General features: G+C 56.9%; 6 protein-coding genes. All 6 read left to right on the forward strand.

Annotated features, from left to right (window positions below; all coding sequences use genetic code 11):
- Nucleotides 1–29 precede the first annotated feature (29 nt).
- The 6 genes from yhdP to FCL49_RS16730 all read left to right on the forward strand — a co-directional run bounded on the left by yhdP (nucleotide 30) and on the right by FCL49_RS16730 (nucleotide 18,330).
- Nucleotides 30–3,845 carry an AsmA2 domain-containing protein YhdP gene (yhdP, locus tag FCL49_RS16705; RefSeq protein ID WP_174354419.1) on the forward strand — a complete coding sequence of 1,272 codons (3,816 nt, stop codon included), beginning with the start codon at nucleotides 30–32 and terminating at the stop codon, nucleotides 3,843–3,845.
- A complete protein-coding gene (nit1, locus tag FCL49_RS16710; RefSeq protein ID WP_174354420.1) occupies nucleotides 3,842–4,702 on the forward strand; it encodes a deaminated glutathione amidase in 861 nt (286 codons plus the stop codon). The genes yhdP and nit1 overlap by 4 nt, the downstream gene beginning before the upstream one ends.
- A gap of 7 nt (nucleotides 4,703–4,709) precedes the next feature.
- The gene (tldD, locus tag FCL49_RS16715) at nucleotides 4,710–6,155 is read left to right on the forward strand and encodes a metalloprotease TldD (RefSeq protein WP_174354421.1); all 1,446 of its coding nucleotides are present in this window, start codon (nucleotides 4,710–4,712) and stop codon (nucleotides 6,153–6,155) included.
- A 294-nt stretch (nucleotides 6,156–6,449) separates the two neighbouring features.
- Nucleotides 6,450–8,123 carry a ShlB/FhaC/HecB family hemolysin secretion/activation protein gene (locus tag FCL49_RS16720; protein ID WP_174354422.1) on the forward strand — a complete coding sequence of 558 codons (1,674 nt, stop codon included), beginning with the start codon at nucleotides 6,450–6,452 and terminating at the stop codon, nucleotides 8,121–8,123.
- A gap of 26 nt (nucleotides 8,124–8,149) precedes the next feature.
- Complete coding sequence (locus FCL49_RS16725; protein WP_174354423.1) at nucleotides 8,150–17,938, forward strand: hemagglutinin repeat-containing protein; 9,789 nt, start codon at nucleotides 8,150–8,152, stop codon at nucleotides 17,936–17,938.
- A complete protein-coding gene (locus tag FCL49_RS16730; protein ID WP_174354424.1) occupies nucleotides 17,935–18,330 on the forward strand; it encodes a DUF6911 family protein in 396 nt (131 codons plus the stop codon). The genes FCL49_RS16725 and FCL49_RS16730 overlap by 4 nt, the downstream gene beginning before the upstream one ends.
- Nucleotides 18,331–18,431 lie beyond the last annotated feature (101 nt).

Genomic DNA, 18,431 nt, shown 5'->3' on the forward strand with positions numbered 1-18,431 from the left:
TGCCAGGCAGCGGAAGCAAGGAGAACTGCGTGAGGCGACTGCCTGGGATTTTGTTAGCTACAGGCGCCAGTCTGATTGTCATCGTGGCGTTGCTTGTCAGCGGGCTGCGTTTGGCGCTGCCTGAACTGAATAACTACCGCCCGCAACTGTTGGCCAAGGTCGAAAGCCTCTCCGGCGTGCCGGTGCAGATCGACTTTATGCAGGGACGTTGGGAAACCTTCGGCCCGCAGTTGGAAATGCGTAACGTGCGCGCCACGCTACCCAAAAGTAACCTGCATATAGAACGCGTTACGCTGGCGCTGGACGTATGGCAGTCGCTGTTGCACTGGCGCTGGCAGTTCCGCGATCTCACCTTCTACCAACTCCAGTTCGATCTCAACACCACTTTGGGTGGCGAAGAGCATAAGGGCAGCACCATCGAACCGGGTAAAATCAGCGATTTGCTGTTGCATCAGGTCGATCACTTCAACCTGCGTGACAGCCGCCTTTCCTTCCTTACGCCTGCCGGTGCGCGCGCCGAATTCGAGGTTCCACAGCTAACCTGGCTTAACGGCCGCGATCGTCACCGTGCCGAGGGGCAGATCAGTCTGTCGACGCTGAACGGCCAGCATGGTGTGGTTCAACTGCGGATGGATCTGCGTGATAACCAGGGGTTATTGAATGTGGGCACGGTCTATATGCAGGCCGATAATATCGACATGAAGCCCTGGTTCACCCGTTGGTTACGAGCCAATACCGGCCTGGAAAGCGCCGACTTCAGTCTGGCTGCCTGGTTGCAAATACAGAACGGTGAAATTGCCGGCGGCAGCGCGTTGCTAAAGCAGGGTGCGGCCAACTGGAACGTGGGCAAACAACAGCACCGCCTGGACGTGGACAATCTGGCACTGACGCTCAGCCGCCAGGGGACCGGCTGGCAAGTCGAGGTGCCGCAGCTCAACCTGGCCACCGACGGTCAGGCCTGGCCGCAGGGTAAGCTGTCCGGGCTGTGGCTACCGGAAAACACCGAGTTTATGGGGCCGGGACAAACCGAAGAACTGCGCGTGCGAGCGACCAACATTCAGCTTGAACGCTTGTCTGCATTGTTACCGACCTTCTCGTTCCTCAGCCCGGACGTGCTGGAGCGCTGGAACGATCTGCAACCGCAGGGCAAGGTCAATGCATTGGCGTTGGATATTCCGCTGAAACAGCCGGAAAAAACCCGCTTCCAGGCCCGCTGGCAGGACGTCAGCTGGCAGCCGTGGAAGCTGTTGCCGGGGATAAATCATTTCTCTGGCGCGCTGAGTGGCGGCGTAGAAAATGGCCGCCTGCAGCTTGATCTCAACGATAGCACCCTGCCGTACGGCGACATGTTCCGCGCCCCGCTGGAAGTCAGCAGCGCGCGCGGGGCGTTAACCTGGCTGAATAACCCACAGGGCTGGGAGCTGGCGAGTAAAAATCTGGACGTGAAGGCCAAATCGCTGTGGGTTAACGGTGATTTCCGCTACCAGCAGCCGGCCAAGGGTGACCCGTGGCTGAACATTCTGGCCGGTATCCGCCTGTATGATGCCGCAGATGCCTGGCGTTACTTCCCTGAACCCTTGATGGGCAAGCACCTGGTGGACTACCTCAATGGTGCCATTCAGGGCGGGCAGGTGGATAACGCCACGCTGATTTACAACGGTGACCCGCAGCATTTCCCTTACCGTAAACACGAAGGCCAGTTTGAAGTATTTGTCCCGCTGCGCCATTCGACCTTCCAGTTCCAACCGGACTGGCCGGCATTGACCGATCTGGCCATCGATCTCGATTTTGCCAATGAAGGGCTGTGGATGAATGCTCCGCAGACCAAGCTGGGTAAAGTCGATGGCAAAAATGTTACCGCCATCATTCCGGACTACCTGAAAGAGCGCCTGTTGGTTGACGCTGACGTGGCGGGTCAGGGCGCGGAGATTCATGACTATTTCGAGCAGACACCGCTGCATGATTCGTTGGGCGCTGCACTGAATGAGCTGCAGATTGGCGGTAATGTCAGTGGGCGCTTACATCTCGATATCCCCTTGAACGGCGAGCTGGTGCGCGCTACGGGTGAGGTGGCGCTGAACAACAATTCATTGCTGGTTAAGCCGATCGAAAGTGAGCTGAAAAAGGTCAGCGGCAAGTTCCGCTTCGATAACGGCAACCTGACCAGCGATACGTTGTCGGCCAACTGGTTCGGGCAGCCGGTTGCGGTGAATTTCAATACGCTGGAAGGTAAAAGCGACTACAAGGTCAATGTGGGTCTGAAAGCTGACTGGCAGCCGGGTAAATTCCCCGGTATTCCGCAGGAAGTCGCCGATGCCCTGAGTGGCGGCGCGCCCTGGCAGGGCCAGGTAGCCATTACCTTGCCGCATAAGGGCAACGCCAGCTATGACATCGGCATTGATGCGGACCTCAAGAAAGTAAGCAGTCACTTACCCTCTCCGCTGGATAAACCCGCGGGTGAGCCACTGCCATTGAGCGTAAAAGTGAAAGGTGGACTGAATGGCTTCATGCTGACCGGCAGCGCCGGCAAGCAAAACCATTTCAATAGCGAATGGACCTTTGCCAAACAGCAAGTGACGCTGGCACGAGCGGCATGGCAAACCGAAGGCGGTGGAACGCCGCCCTTACCGGCCGGTAAATCCTTGACGCTCAACCTGCCGCCACTGGACGGTGAAAAGTGGCTGGGGCTGATGGCTCCGGCGCTAAAACAAGGTGGCAGTTCGGGCCAGGTGGGCGGCTTCAACTTCCCAACCACCGTAGCGCTGAAAACACCGCAGCTGCTGCTGGGCGGCCAGGCCTGGCACAAGCTGACGCTATCGGCCGAAAAACAGCTTGGCGGCACCCTGGTCAGCGCCAAGGGAGAGGAAGTCGATGGCAGTCTGCGGGTAACGGATCGTGGGCCATGGCGTGCCGATATCAATTATCTTTATTACAATCCGCAGTTTAGCGACAGCAAGGGCACCCCGACCGCGGCAACCAACCCGCTGACGGTGGCAGATAAGGTTTCTTTCCGTGACTGGCCGTCGTTGATGCTGCGCTGCAAGTCGTGCTGGGTGATGGGGCAAAACCTCGGCAAGGTGGAGGCAGATTTGGCCAATCAGGGCGATACCCTGACTCTGGAGCATGGCTTGGTCGATACCGGCAAAGGGCGCATGACTGCCAGCGGCCTGTGGAAGCAGAATGCCCAGGAAGAACGCAGCTCGCTGAAAGGCAAACTGCTGGGTGGCAAAATTGATGAAACCGCCGCTTTCTTCGGCATCACCACGCCGCTGAAAGGCGCGCCTTATGACATTGATTTTGATCTGTACTGGCGTGGCACGCCGTGGAAACCGCAGATGAGTACCCTCAGCGGTGCACTGAAGGTCAATATGGGCAAAGGTGAGATCGACAGTATGGGCGGCGGGCGTGCCGGTCAGTTGTTGCGTTTGGTCAGCGTCGACTCCCTGCTACGTAAGTTGCAGTTCGATTTCAGTGATACCTTCGGCAAAGGTTTCTACTTTGACTCCATCCGCAGCACCGCATGGCTGAAAGATGGCATAATGCATACCGATAACCTGTTGGTTGACGGACTGGCGGCGGATATTGCCATGAACGGTCAGGTCGATTTGGCGCGCAGAAGGATTGATATGGAAGCGGTGGTTGCACCGGCCATTTCGACCACTGTCGGCGTAGCCACGGCGTTCGTGATTAACCCTATCGTCGGCGCGGCGGTGTTTGCTGCCTCGCAGGTATTGGGGCCGCTATGGAATAAGATCTCGCTGATTCGCTACCATATCAGCGGCGATTTGGACCAGCCGAAGGTCAACGAGGTCCTGCGTAAGCCAAAGGAGGATAAGGCGTCATGAAAAGTGCTAACGTTGCGTTGTTACAGTTGTGCAGTGGCGATCGGGTGCGTGACAACCTGGCCCAGATTGAACAGCAGATTAAGCAGCTCAATACCGGGGTAAAACTGGTTATGACGCCGGAGAACGCGCTGTTGTTTGCCAATTCTGCGGCTTATCGTGAACATGCGGAACACCAGGGCGACGGTCCGCTGCAAAATGCGGTGCGTGAGATGGCACGGCGTTATGGCGTCTGGCTGCTGGTGGGGTCGATGCCACTGGTCAGCCGTGAAAACCCTGCGCTGATCACCACCAGTAGCCTGCTGTTTGACGACCAGGGCGAGATCCGCGCGCGTTACGACAAACTGCACATGTTCGACGTGGACATTAACGACTCCCACGGCCATTATCGGGAGTCGGACACCTATCAGCATGGCCAGCAGCTCCAGGTGGTCGATACCCCGGTCGGGCGGCTTGGCATGACCATCTGCTACGATCTGCGCTTCCCGGCGCTGTTCCAGGCGTTACGGGCACAGGGCGCTGAGCTGATTTCCGTACCGGCGGCCTTTACTCGTGTGACTGGTGAGGCGCACTGGGAAATTCTGCTGCGTGCCAGGGCGATTGAAAACCAGTGTGTGATCCTGGCACCGGCACAGGTTGGCAGCCATGGCCCGACTCGTCGCACCTGGGGCCATTCGCTGGCGGTGGATGCCTGGGGCAAAGTATTGGCTGAAAACCCGGATGCGGTATCGGCGTTGAAAGTGCGGGTCGATATTACCGGCCTCAAAACCATTCGCGAGCAAATGCCGGTATTGCAACACAACCGATTCCAGACGTCGCTGACGGCGCCGTTTGAAAACAAATCCTCCATTAAAGAGTGAAAAAATTATGAGCCTGACGTTTGTCAGTGAGCAGTTACTTGCTGCCAATAAGCTGAGCCACCAGGATCTGTTTTCCGTCCTGGGGCAACTGGCCGAACGCCGCCTCGATTATGCCGATCTCTATTTCCAGTCGAGCTACCACGAAGCCTGGGTGATTGAAGACGGTATCATCAAGGATGGCTCTTACAATATCGATCAAGGGGTCGGGGTTCGCGCCGTGAGCGGCGAGAAAACCGGCTTCGCCTATGCCGATCAAATCACCCTGAATGCCTTGCAGCAAAGTGCCCATGCCGCGCGCAGCATAGTCCGTGACAGCGGTAACGGTCAGGTGCATACCCTGGGTGAAATCAGCCATAAGGCGTTGTATCCCCTGCTTGATCCGCTGCAAAGCCTGCCGCGTGAAGAGAAAATCGCTCTGTTGCACCGCGTTGACAAGGTGGCCCGCGCGGCCGATAAACGGGTGCAAGAGGTCAGCGCCAGCATCACCGGCGTGTATGAACAAATCCTGGTAGCCGCCACCGACGGCACCCTGGCGGCGGACGTTCGCCCGTTGGTGCGTTTATCCGTCAGCGTGTTGGTGGAGCAAGACGGCAAGCGTGAACGCGGCTCCAGCGGCGGCGGTGGCCGTTTCGGCTATGACTATTTCCTGGAAATCGCCGATGGCGAAGTCCGTGCCGATGCTTACGCCAAAGAAGCGGTGCGCATGGCATTGATTAACCTTTCTGCGGTGGCGGCCCCGGCAGGCAATATGCCGGTGGTGCTGGGAGCAGGCTGGCCCGGCGTGCTGCTGCATGAGGCAGTGGGCCACGGGCTGGAAGGCGACTTCAACCGTCGTGGCACTTCGGTCTTTAGCGGTCAGATGGGCCAGTTGGTGGCTTCCGAGCTGTGCACCGTGGTGGACGACGGCACTTTGCAGGGGTTACGCGGTTCGTTGGCGATCGATGACGAAGGCGTACCCGGCCAGTACAACATGTTGATTGAGAACGGTATCCTGAAAGGTTATATGCAGGACAAACTCAATGCGCGTCTGATGGGCGTTGCGCCAACCGGTAACGGCCGCCGCGAGTCCTACGCGCACCTGCCGATGCCGCGCATGACCAACACTTACATGCTAGCGGGCAAGTCAACGCCGGAAGAGATCATCTCCAGCGTCGAATACGGCCTGTATGCGCCGAACTTTGGCGGTGGCCAGGTGGATATCACCTCCGGCAAGTTTGTGTTCTCCACCACCGAAGCCTACCTGATCGAAAAAGGCCGCATCACCAAGCCGGTGAAAGGCGCAACGCTGATTGGCTCAGGTATTGAGGCAATGCAGCAAATTTCGATGGTGGGCAACGATCTGGCGCTGGATAAAGGCGTCGGTGTCTGCGGTAAAGAGGGGCAAAGCCTGCCGGTGGGGGTTGGTCAACCGACCCTGAAGCTGGACACCCTGACCGTCGGCGGTACCGCGTAAGTCATACCTTCCAGGGGCCGGTTCACGGCCCCTGTTAGCCTTCGTTTTTGAGGCTCTCATCGCACTAACGACAATTTTCTTCCGTCCGGCCAAAATTAAGAGTGATTCACTGTTTATTTCTGTCAGCGCAAATCAATAAGCTAATTTCACCATTTTCAGGTGACTTTCCGCTGCCTGCTTTAGGAATGTTCCTTCCTAAAGGGTCCAATCAGGGCCGTGGCTAATGGTTCGCATCTTGTTACATTTGCCGTTCTGTCGTTAAAATGCCGAAAAAACACACGGATGATCTTCTGAATGGATTCAGTCACTCAACGGCTCTCGGCAGCTTTGCTGTGCATTTTATTTTCCTCCGCCACCGGCGCTAACCTGCTTAGCCCGGCGGATCGCGACACCATTCAACAACAGCAGCGTGACTTGCTGGAGCAAAACCAGCAGCAGCGGCAGGAACTGCAACGCAGCCTGACGCCGACCCTGCCCGCAACCCCGGCACCCAGCGCCAACACGGGTGGCCCTTGCTTCACCATCAACCGTATTCAACTGGAAGGCGCCGAGCATCTGCCTGCCAGTGCGCAGCGTAAACTCACCCAGAGTTACCTGCAGCAATGCCTGAATCTGGGGCAAATCCAAACGCTGGTGCAGCAGGTTTCCGACTGGTACATCGGCCGTGGTTATATCACCAGTCGTGCATTCCTGACCGAGCAGGATCTGTCGCGCGGCGAACTGCGGTTACTGGTGCTGGAAGGGCGGCTTGAGAAAATCCTGCTGGAGCAGCACGACGACCGCATGCTGAAAATGGCTTTCCCAGGTCTGCAAGGCAAAATCCTCAACCTGCGCGATATCGAGCAGGGCATGGAGCAGATTAACCGTCTGCGCCAGCAACCGGTGCAGATAGAAATCCTGCCCGGCAGCCAACCGGGTTACTCGGTGGTCAATTTAAGCGCCAAACCCGAGTTTCCGCTGATGCTGGGGCTGGGGTTCGACAACAGCGGGCAAAAAAGTACCGGAACCGGGCAGCTCAACGGATCGCTGACCGGTAATAACCTGCTGGGGTTGGCGGATCAATGGTTTGTCGCCGGTGCCCGAAGCAGTGATTTCGCCAACGATCACAACGCGCGCAGTGTGCAGACCGGCGTCAGCCTGCCTTACGGTTACTGGACGCTGGATTACAACTATTCCTACAGCGACTACCTGACCACCATTAACAATCAGGGATTCGACTGGCGCTCCAGCGGTGACAGTCAGACCCATCGCCTGGGCGTTTCGCGGGTGCTGCTGCGTGACGGCGAAATGAAAACCGGCCTGTCGCTGGGGCTGACGCACCGCATCAACCGCAATTATCTTAACGATACCCGGCTGGAAAGCAGCAGCCGCAAGCTGACCAGTGTGACGCTGGGAGTCAGCCATAGCCAGAAACTGCTGGGCGGTTTCGCCACCCTGAACCCGGCCTACAGCCGTGGTGTCCCCTGGTTGGGCGCAGAAAATGACAGCGGAAAAATCAAGGAAGCACCCCGGGCCGAGTTTCACAAGCTTTCGCTTTCCGGCAGCTACTACCTGCCGCTGGCGCAAGATTGGACCTATCTCACCAGTCTTTACAGCCAGTGGAGTAACCACCGTTTGTACGGCAGCGAACGCCTGACGATAGGGGGGGAAAGCTCTGTACGTGGTTTCAAGGAGCAATACCTTTCCGGGGACAAGGGCGGTTACTGGCGTAACGAGGTCAACCGCACGCTGGTGACATTGCCGTACCTCGGCAGTATCAACGCCCTGGCGGCGCTCGACGGTGGCTATTTGCAGCGCGACAAGCTGGATGCCAACGCCTCCGGCACGCTGTGGGGCGGCGCTGTGGGGCTGGGTAGCCGAGGCCGCTATTTCAGCAGCCAACTGACCGTCGGCTGGCCGCTGGCTTATCCCGACTGGCTCAAACCGGATCGGGTCTCGGTTTATTACCGGGTGAATATCGTACTTTAACGCTAATGCACAGGAAGGTTTCAAGGATGAAGCGCACTAAAAATCAACCGCTTAATACATCTCAGCGTCTGTTGAGCTACACCCTGTGCATCTTGTTGGCCGGGCAGCCGCTGCTGCCTGCACTGGCCCAAGGCGTTAACGTGGCCGAGGGCAATACCCGTGTCGATCAGGCCGCCAACGGCGTGCCGGTGGTCAACATTGCCACACCGAATCAGGCTGGCATTTCTCATAATCAATACAACGATTTCAACGTTGGCAAAGAGGGGATGATCCTCAATAACGCCACCGGCCAACTCAACCAGACCCAGCTCGGCGGCCTGATCCAGAACAACCCCAATCTGCAGGCCGGCAAGGAAGCGCAAGGCATCATCAACGAAGTGGTGGCCCCGAACCCTTCACAGCTGCAGGGCTACCTGGAGGTGGCGGGCAAGCAGGCCAGCGTCATGGTTGCCAACCCCTATGGCATCACCTGCGACGGTTGCGGCTTTATCAACACCCCTAACGCGACGCTGACCACCGGCAAGCCGGTGCTGGGTGCCGACGGCAAGCTGCAGGCGCTGGAAGTGACCCAGGGGACCATCACTATTCAGGGCAAGGGGCTCAATGCCGACAGCAGCGACAAATTCGCCCTGATTGCCCGCGCGACCGAGATCAACGCGCAACTACACGCCAAAGACCTCAACATCACTGTTGGTGCCAACCGGGTGGACGCCACCGGCAAGGCCACGGCGATCACCGGTCAGGGCGAAGTTCCCAAAGTCGCCATCGATACCGGTGCGCTGGGCGGCATGTACGCCAACCTTATTCATTTGGTGTCCAGTGACAAAGGGGTGGGCGTCAACCTCGGTAACCTCACCGCGCGTGAAGGCGATATTCAACTGGAGGCCAATGGCCAACTGCGGCTGAACAAAACCCTGGCACAGGGCAACCTGAATGCCACGGCGGCGGGCATCACGCTGAGCGGCAAGCATAAGGCGGAACAGGCGCTTACCCTGAACAGCCGTGGCGACATTGTGATGGAACAGGCCACGCTGAGCGCCAAAGGGGATATGCAGCTGACCGCCGCAGGCAAACTGCAGGCGGGTAAAGCCGATACGGACGGTCGCCTGCAAGTGGATGCCGCCAGCCTGAGCAGCGATAAAAACAGCAGCCTGACGGCCGAAGGGGATATCAACCTGACGCTCAGCGGCGACGGCAACTGGCAGGGCACCCTGACCGCCGGACGCGATCTGCAGTTGCAGGCCAATCATCTGACCAACGCCGGCCAGTTGGCTGCCAATCGCGACAGCCGTGTTAACACACAAAACCTGACCAACAGCGGCCTGATCCAGGCTCAGGGCACGCAGAAACTGACCAGTACCCAACTCGACAATTCGGGGCAGTTGAAAGCGGGCACTGCGCACACCATTACCGCCAACGGTGTCGACAATCAGGGGACAATCACCTCCCTGCAACAACTCGATCTGCGTATTCGCGACCGTCTTAAGGTCGGTGGCTCACTGTCTGCCGATGGCCTGTTAACGGTACAGGCAGGCGAGTTTTTGCTGGCCGGAAGCGCCAGCGGCAAGCAGGGTGTCACCCTTGATCACACCGGCCGGATGAAAACCGAGCTGGGCTCATCGCTGCTGAGCGACGGCAACATCAGCCTCAACGCCGATGATATGCAGCTCGGCGGGCTGCTTTCCAGTGAGCAAGGCCTGACGCTGGAAACGCCAAACCTGCTGTCTACCGCCGGCGCCCGCATCCAGTCCAAACAGGACATGACGATCAAGGTTGCGCAAGACGCGCAGCTGGCCGGCGTATTCAACACGCTGGGGGATTTGAATTTCTCTGCCGCCACGGCGGATAACCGCGGTGACATTGGCGCCCGCTCGCTGGATCTGACGTTCACCAAAACCTTCAATAACGCCGGTAAGTTTGAGGCGGAAAATACAATAACCCTCACCACGCCATCGTTGATCAATTCGGGGGTTATGGTCGCCAAAGGCATCGAGCTTAATGCCGACAGCCTGGACAACAGCGGACGACTGCAGGCGTGGGAAAACGCGAATATCACCAGTAAAGATCTGCAAAACCGCCTGGTGGGCCAGTTGCTGGCCGGTGGCACACTGACGCTGCAGGGCACCGGGCTGAATAATGCCGGCAAGCTGCAGGGCAAGACTGTGGATATTGACGTGCAGCGTTGGGACAACAGCGGCAGTGCGCTGGGCGATGACGGCTTAACCGCCGTGGTTGAGCAGGCGCTGGAAAACAGCGGGCAACTGCTGAGCGAAGGGCCGATGAAACTGACGGCCGCCACGCTGAACAACCCTGGCAAAATACTGAGTGAGGGCGCGTTACAGCTTACTGCCGACAGCGTCAGCAATCAGGGGGAGGCGCAAGGTGCAACCACCACTGTCACCGCCAATTCGCTGAACAACAGCGGCAACCTGATAGGCATACAAAAGCTGGTGTTGCAGCTGGAAAAGGATCTGATCAACGCCACTGGCGGCAAGCTGCTGAGTGACGGTGAACTCACGGCCAGCGCAGCGACGGTTAATAACAGCGGATTATGGCAGGGCGATCTTATTACGCTGACGGCCCAGCAACTGGATCATAAGGGTACGCTAGAGGCGGGGAAAGGGATCTCGCTGGGTCTGAGCGGCGATCTTAATGCTGATGCAGGTAGCAAGATCCTCTCCAATGGTGAAGCGGCAATCAAGGCACTGGCACTGAATAACCAGGGAAGTTGGCAGGCGGGGGCGTTACGTCTGACAGGTGACAGTCTGAGTAATAGTGGAACACTGATTGGTGTTAACTGGCTGGATGCCGAAATAGCAAAAACGACTACGCAGCAAGCTACAGGACAGATGCTAAGTAACGGTGTGCTGAAGCTGAATGCTAATAACATCAGTAATCAGGGGCTGATGCAGGCGGGTGAATTGTTGTTGAAAGCCACCGACCTGACCAACAGCGGGAGGCTACAGGGGCAAACCCACTTCGAGGCCAAGCTGAGCGGCGTATTCAACAACCTGGCAGGCGGCAATGTGCGCAGTTTGGCCGGGCTGCGGATAGAGGCGGACGAACTGAATAACGCCGGAGAACTGCAGGGAGATGGCGGCAGCGTGCTGCAGTTGGATCGTCAGTTGATCAACTCAGGCAACCTGAAGGTTGGCGGTGCCTTGAGTCTGCAAGCGCCAACGCTGAACAACAGCGGTTGGCTACAGGCTAATAGCCTGACGTTTAACGGCACCGAATTGGATAACAGCGGCACATTAAGCACCACCGGTGATAACCAGCTCACGCTCGATAGTCTGAAGAATACGGGGACGTTGCAGGGCGGTAATTTAATCCTGAAGGCGGACAGCCTGGATAACGCCGGCACGCTGCTGGCCACCAGCCAGATGAACCTCAAAGCGCGGCAGATTGATAACCAGAACAGCGGCAAACTGCTCAGCGGTGGCGATACCACACTGGGGGCCAGCCTGCTGAATCAATACGGCCAACTGGTAACGCTGGGCAATATGACTTTGAGTCTGAAAGACGCCTTTACCCAGAGCGGCACCCTGGCGGTGGGCAAAGCGCTGGTCCTGACCAGTGACGGCGATATTCTGCTAAAGGGAACCACTCAAGGCCAGAGTCTGGATCTGCGCAGCGGTGGCCAGTTGACCAACGCAGGCACCTTGCGCGGCGGCAGCGGTGACATGCGCCTGGAAGCGGCCGGGATCACACAAAACGCTACCGCCAGCCTGCAATCGGGCGGGTTGGTGCAATTGCTGAGCCGGGGCGACATCAGCAATGACGGCTTTATCGGTACCGCGGGCGATCTGCTGCTGAGTGCCGCCAACCAGTTGATCAACAGCGGTATGCTGTACGCCGGTGGTGATATGAGGTTGCTGGCGGACCGTATCACCAACCAGCGTGGTGATATTCTAGCGGGCAAAAACCTGTGGATGCAGAAAGACGCCGACGGCAAGGCCAACAGCCAGATCGTCAATACCTCCGGCACTATCGAAACCGAAACCGGCGATATTCATATCAACACCGCGCATCTGCTTAATCAGCGCGATGGGCTGAAAACCTCGGTTACGCAGGAAGATCTGACCAAAAAATACGATTGGCTGAACGGGGCCACGGCCAGTATTCCGCTGAGCTTCTTTAACGATGATGAGTACGGCTACTACACCGTAGATACCATGCGTCAAATGGCGGGGGATGCTGCGCGTGAGGTATACAAGCGGTATACCTACGCCTCACCGTATGCCACCACCAAAGAGTTGGCGTTATCGACCAGCAAGGTGACGGTCAGCAGCACGGGCGGTGCGGCGCGTATTGCCGCCGGTCGTAACATGACGCTGAATGCCACAACGCTGGATAATCTGGCCAGCGATATTCTGGCTGAGGGGGATATTGCGCTCACCGGCAGCACGCTGAACAACCAGTCATGGGCTGCGGGTACAGAAACGCGTTATCAAACCTATACCTATCAAAAACCGCCGTTGCCGGGATCGGATAATAAGCCGAAGGTATCTGCCGTTTCGGCAATCAATGACTACGCCAAAAGCAAAATTGAAGATAAGAATATCCACTATAAAGCCAGCGGAGACGTGCGCACTGAACGCACCGACGACGGTGTCTATCGTTCGGTGATCCAGGCTGGTGGCGCGGTGAACGCCAACTTTAGCGACGATATCGGCAACACCACGCTGACCCCGAACGCCGGCAGCCTCAGCCACACTCTGGCGCGGCCAACGCTGGACAGCCTGCAGCAGCCGGAAGACGTCAAGGGTGTGGAACAACAAGCCCTGGCGAAGGAGCAAAGCGTCGTTTTCGGTACTCCGGAGTGGAAAGACAACCTGCAGGAGGCACTCGGCACGCTCGGCAATAACGCCGTAGACTTGTCAGATTACCCACTGCCAAGCGGTGGCAATGGCCGCTTTGTCGTCACTGAAGATCCGGGCAGCCCCTATCTGATCACCACCAACCCCAAGCTGGACGGTCTGGGGCAGTTGGACGGCAGCCTGTTCAACGATCTCTACGCCATGTTGGGCCAGCAGCCGGGCACTGCCCCGCGTGAAAGCGACAGCCGTTTCACCGATGAAAAGCAGTTTATCGGTTCGGCCTATTTCCTCGACCGCCTGAAATTAAACCCGGATTACGACTACCGCTTCCTCGGGGACGCGGCGTTCGATACCCGTTACATCAGCAACGCGATGCTCAATCAAACCGGCCAGCGCTATCTTAATGGCGTCGGATCCGATCTGGCGCAGATGCAGCAGTTGATCGACAACGCGGCGCGGGCGCAGAGCGGCCTGAACCTGCAGTTCGGCATCAGCCTGACACCGGCACAGGTTTCACAGCTGGAGCACAGCATCGTTTGGTGGGAGAAGGTAACGGTCAATGGTCAGACGGTGCTGGCACCCAAACTCTATTTGGCCAAAGGTGACGTCGCCCCACTGAGCGGCAGCGTGATTGCCGGCAACAAGGTTAACCTGAACGGTGGCAGCATCCGCAACGACGCCAGCACGCTGCAGGGCGGTGAGCGGCTGAACGTCAACAGCCAGGCAGGCATCAGCAATCTTAATCAGGGGATGATCAACGCTAACGATGGGCTGAGTTTGAGCGCTATTGGTGATATCAGCAATATCGGCTCGACCATCAGTGGGCAGCGGGTGCAGCTTGAAAGCCAGGACGGCAGTATTATCAATAAAACTCAGGCCCGCCAGTGGGATGCCACCGGAACCCAGGGGGGCCAGACGTTGACGCGTTCGCGCACGGAAGTCGGTGATACCGCCGTGATCCGCGCCGGGGATACATTGAATATGCAGGCCGGTAACAATATTGATGTTACCGGGGCGCAGGTTACCTCTGGCGGTGCAATGGATCTGCGGGCGGGCGGTGACGTCAACCTGCTTGCCAATAATACGTCTCGCGTCGACAAGTCTGACGGCGGCCGTTGGGGCGGTGGGCTAAAAGAAAGTGAAACCCATGGCAGCCTGGCCACTGAAATCAGCGCTGGTGGGCCACTAAACGTCAGTGCCGGGCAGGATCTGAACCTGACCGCCAGTCAAATCGGCAGCAAGGGCGATGCGGCATTAACAGCCGGACGTGACATCAATCTGCAAACCGCCGAACAGGGGAGTCGTCAGAAAACCAACAATAGCGAGCACATCAGCAGTGGCGCGACGCGTAGCACCCTCACCAGCGGCGGTGATCTGCAGTTGCAGGCCGGACGTGACCTGAATTCACAGGCCGCGGCGCTGGTGGCAGACAACGATGTCGGCCTGCGGGCCGGGCGTGACGTTAACCTCAATACCCAACAAAGCCGGGAATATCAGGAAAGCCACGGCGGTCGCCAACAGCGAGTGAACGAGTCCATACGCCAGCAGGGCACTGAGATTGCCAGCGGCGGCGACACGCGCATTCAGGCCGGACGGGACGCGACCCTCAACGCCACCCAGGCCCAGGCCAGCGGTGACGTGGCGGTGAGCGCCGGGCGTGATATCGCGCTCAATAGCGCCACCGAAAGCGACTACAGCTTCTTCGAAGAGACCAAGGTCAAAAAAGGCCTGATGTCCAAAACCACCACCCATACGGTGGAAGAGGACTACGCCACCCACGAGAAAGGCGGCTTGCTGAGCGGGAACAACGTCTCGCTCAATGCCGGTAACGATCTCAAGGTGCAAGGCTCGACGGTGGTCGGCGACGGCAAGGTAAACCTGCAGGCGGGCAATAACGTCGATATTGTCGCCGCCACCGAGGAGCAATCACGCTACCGGCTGAACGAGAAAAAAACCAGTGGCGTTTTCAGCGGCGGCGGCATCGGCGTGACCTTCGGCAGCAAATCTTCCCGCCATCAGTTGAACGAAGACGGCACCACTCAAAGCCAGAGCGTCAGCACCATCGGCTCTACCGGCGGCGACGTGAATATCGTGGCCGGCGGCAAGGCGCATATCGGCGGCGCGGATGTTATTGCGGATAAGAACCTTAACGTGGTGGCGGGTGAGATCAGTGTCGATCCGGGCAATGATCTGCTGCGGCGTAAAGAGCGTTACGAGCAGAAGCAAAGCGGATTGACGCTGTCGGTCTCCAGTCCTATCACCGATACGTTGCTGGCGATTAATGATTCGCTCAAGCGTGCGGACGATACCGGCGATGGCAGATTGAAAGCGTTGTATGCGGTGCAGGCTGCCCGTGCAGGATGGGTTAACTCGGAAGCCAGTGCCGATCAGGCGCAGGGGCTGGCGAAAGGTGAGCTTTCCAACAGTGTGAAGGTGCAACTGAGTGTTGGAGCAAGCAAGAGCACCTCCGAGTCTGAGCAGGCACAAAATCAGGTACGTGGCAGCAACCTGACGGCAGGCGGCGACGCAACTCTGGTCGCGACTGGGTCGAAAGGCACCAGCGGCGACCTGCATGTCAGCGGTAGCGGTATCACTGGTAACAAGGTGACGCTGGCGGCGAAAAACGATCTGTTGCTGGAGGCGGCTGGCAACAACCGAGAACAGACCAGCAAAAACAACAGCAGCGGCTGGAATGCCGGGGTGCATATTTCACTGGGGCAGGAAACAGGGATTGGCGCCTCGGCCAGTGGTTATCAATCGAAAGGTGCGACAGACGGCAAAAGTACCGATTATGTTAACTCTCGGGTGAATGCAAGGGACGAACTGAGCCTGAGCAGTGGACGTGATACGACGCTTTCCGGTGCGCAGGCGTTGGGTGACAAGATCAAGGTGGATGCCGGACGCGATCTGTCTATCAGCAGCCTGCAGGATACCGATGATTACCACAGTTGGCAGAAGGACGTGAGCGGTGGCGCGAGCTTTACCTTCGGATCGATGAGCGGCTCTGCTTCGGTAAGCATGAACCAGACTAAAATCGACAGTGAATACGCCAGCGTGGGTGACCAAAGCGGTTTATTTGCCGGGGATAAAGGCTTTGATATCAACGTCGGCAACCATACGCAACTGAATGGTGGGGTGATTGCTTCGACGGCGGACAGCATCAAAAACCAGCTCTCTACCGGTACCTTGGGTTGGGATGCCATTGATAACAAAGCGGAGTATAACGCCAGCAGCAGTGGATTCGGTATTTCGACCAGTGGACCAACTGGCGGCGGGCTTGCCAAAGAGAAAGGCAAGGCTTCCGGCACCACGCAGTCGGCCGTCGCCGAAGGCAATATTGATATTCGCAATACGGCGGATCAAACTCAGGATATCGCCGGGTTAAGCCGCGATACGGACAATGCCAATGGCCGCATCGATAAAATCTTCGATGAGGCGAAGGTGAAAGACAATCTGGCGTTTGCGCAGGGTGTGGCTCAGCTCAGTACCCAGTTGGTCAGCGACTACGGTAATCAGCAAATGCTGCAGGCACAGCGTGCAGCGGCGGAGAAACTGAGTGAAGACCCGGCCTACCTGAGTGCCAGTGCGCAGGAACGCCAGAAAATGCTGGAAGCGTCGCCGGAGTATAAGGCAGCGCAGAAAGAGTATGGTGTCGGCAGTGATTTTTGGCTGGCAGGCTCTGCCATCAGTGCGGCCTTGGCGGGGATTAGCGGCGGTGATATTGGCGCTGCTGCCGGTGGCGCATTAGCCCCGTATCTGGCACGAGAGATCAAGGCGAAAACCCAGGGTAACACGGCAGCCAATGCGGCGGCGCACGCGGTAGCCGGGGCATTGGTGGCACTGGTCTCTGGTAACAATGTAGCGGCGGGCGCGGTGGGCGCGGCAAGTGGAGAACTGGCTGCTAAAATTATCAGCGAACAGTATTATGGCAAGGATCCTTCAGCCCTGACGGAAGCAGAGAAGGAAAACGTCAGCGCACTTAGTCAGTTGGCGGCAGGGCTGGCAGGCGGATTGGTAGCGGACAGCACCGCAGGGGCCGTGGGCGGTAGCGTGGCTGGCAAGACGGCGGTTGAGAATAACTATCTGAGCGTGTCTGAAAAGACGGAGTTTGAGATAGCGAAGCAGACTATTCAGAAGAGCAAAGACCCGGCAGAGCGCGAGAAAGCCCAGCAGAAATACGATGCGTTACGTGAAAAAGATATCGCTAGCGACCAGAAGGTGATTGATGCTTGCGGGAATGGAGCCGCAGCCAGTGCAGCCTGTGGTGCGGCGAGGCTGGAGGTTATTACGGCGAAAGGTGAATACGAGAATACCGGTAACTACAACTCGAAAGCCAGCCAGCAGTACTCGGATGCCTACGGTCAGATAGTGAATCTGCTGAATATCACCAGCGTTGATGCACAAAATCAGCAACAGATCCAAGACGCAATGATCAACTTCTTCATGACAACCAAAGGAGTCGATTATGCAACAGCCAAAGATTATGCCGAGCTGAAGCAGGGTGCTGATATCTTTGTTGCTTCATTGACACCTGTATTGGGTGCCGCAGCAGCAAAACAACTGAGTAAGATTGTGGATGCGAATCTGAAAGTTGTCGCGAAAGGAAATGTTGATGGTAGCAAGTTCACTGATACAAATCAGGGAGTAAGACCGTCACAATTAGCTGATTTTAACAAACCGACCTTAATCAATGACGTTGTACAGGCCAAAATAGATAAGCGTCCTGACAAAAATTATCCTAATGGAAATATGGGTACTGCTCATGCAGAAATAGGTGTGATCCAACAGGCCTTTGATAAGGGGATGACCCAAGGGCGCGAAATGGCAATGAGTGTAGCAGGGAAAGAGGTCTGCAACTATTGCTTGAGTGATGTAAGGGTCATGGCAGAAAAAGCAGGGCTTAAATCACTAACAATTTATGAAGAATCAACAGGTAACGTTCTGTTCTGGCAGCAGGGCATGAAAAAAATAGAAAATAAGGGGCCTGCAAAATGATAATAAAATATGAGCTTTCTCGATTATGTTCAGGTGAGGAATATGTCAGAAATGAATCTCCTCAGTGGGCTGATGTGCTCGATTTTTTAAATATTTTGAAGAATAGCAATGGTAGCGTAAACATCAGGATTATTAATGCCCCTGATATCGGGCCAGAAAGACTCAGTGTTGAGGCAGAGAAGGGTTTTTATCTGGTTACTCTATTGGAATATGATGAGTCTGGAGGTGATGTAAGATCCATATGGAATAATACGTCATCATCAGGAGATAGTATCATTATCCTTGGTAATTACTGGCCTGAGCGTCAGCTTACAAAAGATTTCGATCTTGTTGTCAGGATCTTTAAGGAGTTCTTCGATACTGGAAATGTATCAACGGATCTCCTTAACTAAGAAAAAAAACGGCTGCTATGAACTGATCCGGTTTTTTGTTTTTAAGTCTTTAAGTCTTTAAGTCTTTAAGTCTTAAACACCAGACAGACATACTCACCGGT

The organism is Serratia proteamaculans (assembly GCF_013337185.1).
GTDB lineage: Bacteria > Pseudomonadota > Gammaproteobacteria > Enterobacterales > Enterobacteriaceae > Serratia > Serratia proteamaculans_D.

Excerpts from the sequence above, each read along its gene's own strand:
- nit1 (WP_174354420.1), top strand. The coding sequence starts at position 3,842 with ATGAAAAGTGCTAACGTTGCGTTGTTACAGTTGTGCAGTGGCGATCGG.
- tldD (WP_174354421.1), top strand. The coding sequence starts at position 4,710 with ATGAGCCTGACGTTTGTCAGTGAGCAGTTACTTGCTGCCAATAAGCTG.
- FCL49_RS16720 (WP_174354422.1), top strand. The coding sequence starts at position 6,450 with ATGGATTCAGTCACTCAACGGCTCTCGGCAGCTTTGCTGTGCATTTTA.
- FCL49_RS16725 (WP_174354423.1), top strand. The coding sequence starts at position 8,150 with ATGAAGCGCACTAAAAATCAACCGCTTAATACATCTCAGCGTCTGTTG.
- FCL49_RS16730 (WP_174354424.1), top strand. The coding sequence starts at position 17,935 with ATGATAATAAAATATGAGCTTTCTCGATTATGTTCAGGTGAGGAATAT.